Here is a 253-nt window from a genome sequence, read left to right on the forward strand (position 1 = left end):
TCAGCGACCTCGCCAGCGTCGACGCCGTCTTCGACGAGATCAAGACCAAGTGGGGCGGCCTCGACTTCGTCGTCCACGCGCTCGCCTTCTCCGACCGGCGCGAGCTGTCCGGCCGCTATGCCGACACGACCCGCGAGAACTTCGTCAACACCATGGTGATCTCCTGCTTCTCGTTCACCGAGATCGCCAAGCGCGCCTCCGAGCTCATGACCGACAAGGGCACGCTCCTGACGCTGACGTTCTCCGGCGCCAC

Annotated in this window: 1 protein-coding gene; it reads left to right on the forward strand. The window is 65.6% G+C overall.

Features of this window, described 5'->3' with window-relative positions:
• Window positions 1–253 (forward strand): SDR family oxidoreductase (locus ACZ3HG_RS24310; RefSeq protein ID WP_465335034.1); only part of this gene is annotated, 253 nt, incomplete at both ends.

It is taken from the genome of Erwinia sp. PME.40.26/001, from assembly GCF_055556675.1.